7 protein-coding genes are annotated in these 5277 nt (G+C 36.3%); 6 read left to right on the plus strand and 1 reads right to left on the minus strand.

Annotated features, from left to right (window positions below; all coding sequences use genetic code 11):
• The 3 genes from Q0410_RS06855 to Q0410_RS06865 all read left to right on the plus strand — a co-directional run.
• On the plus strand, nt 1-567 hold a 567-nt coding region (locus Q0410_RS06855; RefSeq protein WP_299034736.1), incomplete at its 5' end, for a TlpA disulfide reductase family protein.
• Between the two features lie 420 nt (nt 568-987).
• Nucleotides 988-2319, plus strand: a complete 1332-nt coding sequence (locus tag Q0410_RS06860; RefSeq protein WP_299034739.1) for a C39 family peptidase — start codon at nt 988-990, stop codon at nt 2317-2319.
• A gap of 9 nt (nt 2320-2328) precedes the next feature.
• Nucleotides 2329-2490, plus strand: a complete 162-nt coding sequence (locus tag Q0410_RS06865; RefSeq protein ID WP_299034742.1) for a hypothetical protein — start codon at nt 2329-2331, stop codon at nt 2488-2490.
• 26 nt (nt 2491-2516) lie between these two features.
• Here Q0410_RS06865 and Q0410_RS06870 read toward each other — a convergent pair whose 3' ends face one another.
• Nucleotides 2517-3374: a hypothetical protein gene (locus Q0410_RS06870; protein ID WP_299034746.1), complete on the minus strand. Its 858-nt coding sequence runs from the start codon at nt 3372-3374 to the stop codon at nt 2517-2519.
• Nucleotides 3375-3430: 56 nt separating this feature from the next.
• On the opposite strand from Q0410_RS06870, the gene Q0410_RS06875 reads away from it, so the two are divergent.
• The 3 genes from Q0410_RS06875 to Q0410_RS06885 form a co-directional block, all read left to right on the plus strand.
• Nucleotides 3431-4051: a hypothetical protein gene (locus Q0410_RS06875; RefSeq protein WP_299034748.1), complete on the plus strand. Its 621-nt coding sequence runs from the start codon at nt 3431-3433 to the stop codon at nt 4049-4051.
• Nucleotides 4048-4944 carry a CPBP family intramembrane glutamic endopeptidase gene (locus Q0410_RS06880; RefSeq protein ID WP_299034750.1) on the plus strand — a complete coding sequence of 299 codons (897 nt, stop codon included), beginning with the start codon at nt 4048-4050 and terminating at the stop codon, nt 4942-4944. Before Q0410_RS06875 ends, Q0410_RS06880 begins: the two co-directional genes overlap by 4 nt.
• Before the next feature lie 106 nt (nt 4945-5050).
• Nucleotides 5051-5277 (plus strand): helix-turn-helix domain-containing protein (locus tag Q0410_RS06885; protein ID WP_299034752.1); only part of this gene is annotated, 227 nt, incomplete at its 3' end.

Raw genomic sequence — 5277 nt, forward strand, 5'->3', positions numbered from 1 at the left:
GAAGAAGCTGTAGAAGCAGCCAAGGCTCAAATGCCAGAAGGTGCTCAAATTACAACTGACACAGATACCCCAATCGAAATGCCACAAGTAGAAGGCGAAAAGCCAGATAGCCTAGGTAAGTTTGAAGCCAAAGACCAAGACGGCAAGACTTTTACTGACGAAAACTTCAAAGACTATGACGCCACCGTTGTAAACCTATGGTTTACAGGTTGTTCTGCCTGCATCCAGGAGATGCCAGAGCTAAATGGTGTGGCAGATGAGCTTAAAAAAGACGAAAAGGTAAACTTTGTAACCCTTTGTACAGACGCAGAGTATGACGAGTCAACCAAGGATGCCTTTAAGAGAATAATTGACGAAAATAAACCTACCTACCAAGCTCTTGGTGTTAAAAACGAGGGTGAAATTAAAAAATACCTAGACCACGTATTTGCCTACCCAACAACAATCGTAGTTGATAAAAACGGCAAAATCGTAGGTGATGATGTGGTAGGAGCTATCACAACAGAAGAACAACTTGCTAAACTAAAGAAAAACATAGATCTGGCCAAGGAGTCTTCTAACAAATAAACCTAACTCCCCTTAAAAATATTCTGTTTTATCCCGACTTTGTCGGGATTTTTCTTTTGCTATTCTTTTGCCTAAACTAAGCCTTATTTGATATAATATCATAAAGAGGGCAATCTTTCTGTTTCGTAAATTTTGCTTGAAAAATTGTGAAGCCCTAACCCCGTTTTAAAACTAGTCCGTCGGCTCGAGGAGACGAAACGGTTGGTAGGTCTGGTGTTTTGCAGATATGAAGCACCCTATCCAAGGCTGGGGTGTAAAGTACGTAATGTTTTTTGCTAGCATTATACTCGTCGCGTTCTTATGAAAAAATTACATAAGGTTTCTCATCAGTTTTGCTTCGCAAGCTTTACTTGCTTGAAAAACTGTGAGAATCATAAAAATTTTGTCCACAAAATTATTATTACCATTAAGGAGGATAAAATGAAAAAGAAATTACTGCTAACAAGCTTTCTTCTATCGGCAGCTCTTAGCATAAATATAGCCCACGCTGCAGAAGACATAGTTTATTATGATGCTACAGACCTAGATACGGTTTTTGATAAGCATCCTGACTTTGATAGGGTAAAACATAGGTCAAAAGACTTTGTTCCTAAAGATAAGGGAGGGGAGTTAAAGGCTCCAGAAAAAATATCAGAGCCAAAAGACGAAGGCACAAGGGTAGATGTCTACCACTATAATAAGGACGGATCTAAGGCTAAAGGACTTACAGATACAGGAGAGGCTCGAAGGTATTTTGATAAAGAAACCGGCCAGATGATAAAAAACAAAACCTTTAAAAACGAAAATATCCATGTAGATGATAAAGGTGTAGCTCACTATATCGGTTGGGATTATTATAATGGCAAGCTTGGCTACTATGATCCCAAAACAGGCTACACAAAGGGACTTAAGAACATAGATGGCATCACCTATGGTTTTGACGAGGATGAGTCTATATTTAGGAAACAAAATAGAGTTTTTAATGGCAAAAATTATTATTTCAATAAGTATGGTGAAGCAAGCCTTACTAATGGTAAGTATGCCAAAGGATGGGTTGGTGATAGGTATTATTTTGAAGATGGAAAACCTGCCGAAGGTCTTGTAACTATAAATGGCAAAAAATATGCCTTTCATGAGAGAAGCTTAAGACTTTTAAGAAATGTAAACAAGGTCTTTGACCACAAGCTTTACTATATAAATAGCAGAGGAGAGGCGGAATTTAAACACAAGGTCGCCCACGCCTACTTAAAAAGGGGCACTGGAGGAAAGTTTTCTCCAGGATTTTCTCAAAATCTTATGAGAAAGACTCCCTACTTTAGCCAACTTGATAGGCGTCGGTCAGCTAGGCCTTACGCATCAGGCACCATGGCAGGCTTAGGTTGTGGACCGACTGCTATGGCCATGGTTTTAAATCGAAAGCTAAATACCAACGATATTTATCCTACAAATACCATGTCTGTTGCAAGGGATTATGCATCTTGGGATGGAACTGATTGGCAATATTTTATAGAAGGTGTTGAAGCCTATGGTCTAAAATCCTATGATATACCAGTTCAAAAGGATGCCTTTATCCAAGCTCTTAAGGATAACCCTATAGTAGTTAGAGTAGGTCCAGGATCTTTTATAAATGCTGGTCACTATATGGTGGTAGACTCTTATAAAAACAACTCTTTTGTGACAAACGATCCCTATCATATGAGGAAAAACACCCTGGAAAATATTCCTTGGTGGCGCATCAGGGGAGAAGTTACAGTGGCTTGGGAAATAAAATAAGGAGTAAAAATGAGATATTTAAAAATAATTATTATAACTTTGATAATAACAGTAATAATGGAATTTTTGTCAAAAATTTTAATAGAAAAATACGGCAAAGATAAAACCCTATCTATCATAAAGACTATAGCAGTAGTAGCTGTAGCTATGTTTTTAAAGGAAATCATATAAAAAGAGGCCAAATGGCCCCTAAAATTCTAATTTATTCCTAAAAGCAAGTAAGAAAGATAGGTGTTTTTGATCTTATAAATCGCCTCTCCTAGTATATAGGAGGCTAGGAGGGCAATTATTGAAATAGCAAGGCTTTCTATGGCAAATTTTGCCCTTATTATTACAAAAAGTGCCGGATAAATATAGATAAGAGCAAAAATTATATAGTCTAAAAATTCAAAGTCTTGCTCATTTGGGATAGTTTTTAAGGAAAGGTAGGCTAGGGGGAAGATAGATAAGAAAAATCCATAGTCGATTTTTATATATTTTTCCCTTAGGTAAACTTCGCCGACAACTAGGGCTAGGGCAAAGACTAAAAGAGCTGGATTTAATCTTAGGGCGGACCTTGCCCTTATTGCCATTACATAAAAACTAAAATAAAGGAAAAAATCCTTATAAGGGGTTAGGACCTCTAGTTTTTTGGTGAAAACGATGGCAAGGAATATTAGAAGAGAAATTCCTCCAAGGACTGATGTGGCAAGGTTACCTAGGATCTTATTAAAACTAAGCTCCAGGATAAAAAATACACCCACCATAACCATGAGCCTATAAAGACTGGTGATAATATCAATCATGTCCCTAAAAATCTCAGGAGCAAAGCCAGATCTTACCACAAGGGCCATAGTTAGGCTGTGGACTAAGAGGGGTATAAAAATAAGAGCGACCCTCCTTGTTTCCATATAGGAAATCTTAAAGGACAGATAGGCTAGGACATAGGAAGTGAAAGCTCTTTCTATTAAATTTTCATCAAGGGCAAGCTCTTTTGCTATAAAAGCCTTGAAAATAAGGCCTGTGAGGGCTAAAAGGCTGATGCTTGCTGCAAATTTGTTTTTAAAATACTTCATATATTTATCATATCATAAAAATACAGAAATGGTATAATATTTTAAAGGGTGGAATTATGGCTAGACGTAAAAGAAGTGAAAAAAAAGAATATAGAAATCCAAAAACCAGGGAGAAAAGAAGTCGTGCAAGGGAAAAAAGGCGTAGAAGAAAGACCTTTGGACCCTATATTTTAATCTTTATCCTGCTTTCTGCAGCGGTGTTTTTTGGAGTGAGAAGTCTTTCTCACAATGTAGATAGGACTGTAGATAGGATAGAAAAGGCAATTAAAACGGATGATGTGGCCTTTATGGAAGATAACATGGATAGGCTCGATGTAATTTTTGAAGTCCTCAAAAAGTCTTACGCAGATGATAGCGAAAAACAAGAAGATTTTATAAGAAATAATTTCAAAAACCTCGATATAAAAGTCCTAAACAAACTTTCCATAGATGGGGGCATGGAAGTAACCCTAAAGATTTCGAATGTGAATTATATAAAGAGTTTCGACAAGGTCAAAAACCTCGAAGAAGAAGCCCAGCATGAAGCTTATATGAAGGAGCTTTCTAAGGACGGGGCTGAGGTAAAAAGTATGGATGCGAAGATTTTCCTAAAGAAAAAACTCTTTGGCTATGAAATCTATGAATCAAGAGACTTTATAAACGCCATCTTAGGCGGAGCCTTGGATATGGTCAAATGAGAGCAAATAAGTCCATACTTGAGGCAAGGGAAAAATCCCGCGACCTAAACCCGGTTATTATTACCGTCATCCTTTCACTTCTGGTAGTAATACCCCAGTACTTCTTAGGTTTAATCCTAAAGTTTAGTCAAAATATAGAAATACTCGATGGTTTTTGGACCTACCTTGACACCAATGACTTGTTTTTCCTTTTAATAATTTACTCAACAGCCATAACTTTAATTTTAGCCTACATATTTGCAAGAAAAATCCTAAAAAGAAGCAACTTATCCTTGGGCCTAGTAGATAATAAAAAAGTTTTAAATTATGGGAAGGGGATTTTATTGGGCTTTGGCCTTTTAAGCCTCATAGTTTTAATCTTAAACCTAAGTGGCTTTGCAGAAATTACACCAAACCTAAGTGATTTTAACTTAAAACTTTTTCTAATTTTTGTGATAGCCTGGCTAATCCAAGGTTTTGAAGAAGAATTTCTCCTTAGGTCAATTTTGATGAACCAACTAGCAGCGGGAGGAAAAATTGAAGTAGCAATTATTGCAAACTCCCTAATCTTTTCCATATTTCACTTGGGAAATACAGGTTTTAGTGTTTTAGCCCTTGTAAATGTGTTTTTAATGGGATTGGTATTTTCCCTAATATTTTACCTGAAAGACTCCATATACTTGGTAGGAGCAGCCCATTCCTTTTGGAATATGACCATGGCCAATATCTACGGCATCACAGTTTCAGGCAACAGTTCCACAGGCGTAAACTTATTTAACACAAAACTAACTGGCCCAACAATAATCTCAGGAGGTAGCTTCGGGATTGAAGGAAGTATTGTAACAAGTTTAGTTTTGCTTGTGGTTTTGATAATTTTAATAAGGAAAATAAAGAAATCTGACTTCGCAAATTAAGCGGAGTCTTTTAGTATGGAAATAGCAAATATATTTTATCATAGTGATGTAATGTGTTATAATAATGCTAATAACAAATATACGTTTAACATAAGGAAAATATTTTATGTCTATTTATAAATTTGGAAATAATTTTATAAAAATTAGAGAAAACAAAAAACTAAGCCAAGAAGATCTGTCATATCTTTCAGGTATCAGCCGCAGGTCCATATCTAGAATAGAAAATGGCCTTATAAAGGAGCCAAGTATCGACACCCTCCTAAAATTATCAGCAAGTCTTAACGTCGACCTAGTTGATTTATACATAAAAGATATCTATGAAAGCCATTATTT

This window comes from uncultured Anaerococcus sp. (genome assembly GCF_937934665.1).
Lineage (GTDB): Bacteria > Bacillota > Clostridia > Tissierellales > Peptoniphilaceae > Anaerococcus.

Bases quoted from the DNA above. Each gene is read 5' to 3' on its own strand.
- Q0410_RS06865 (WP_299034742.1), top strand. From the start codon at position 2,329: ATGAGATATTTAAAAATAATTATTATAACTTTGATAATAACAGTAATA.
- Q0410_RS06860 (WP_299034739.1), top strand. From the start codon at position 988: ATGAAAAAGAAATTACTGCTAACAAGCTTTCTTCTATCGGCAGCTCTT.
- Q0410_RS06875 (WP_299034748.1), top strand. From the start codon at position 3,431: ATGGCTAGACGTAAAAGAAGTGAAAAAAAAGAATATAGAAATCCAAAA.
- Q0410_RS06870 (WP_299034746.1), bottom strand. From the start codon at position 3,374: ATGAAGTATTTTAAAAACAAATTTGCAGCAAGCATCAGCCTTTTAGCC.
- Q0410_RS06880 (WP_299034750.1), top strand. From the start codon at position 4,048: ATGAGAGCAAATAAGTCCATACTTGAGGCAAGGGAAAAATCCCGCGAC.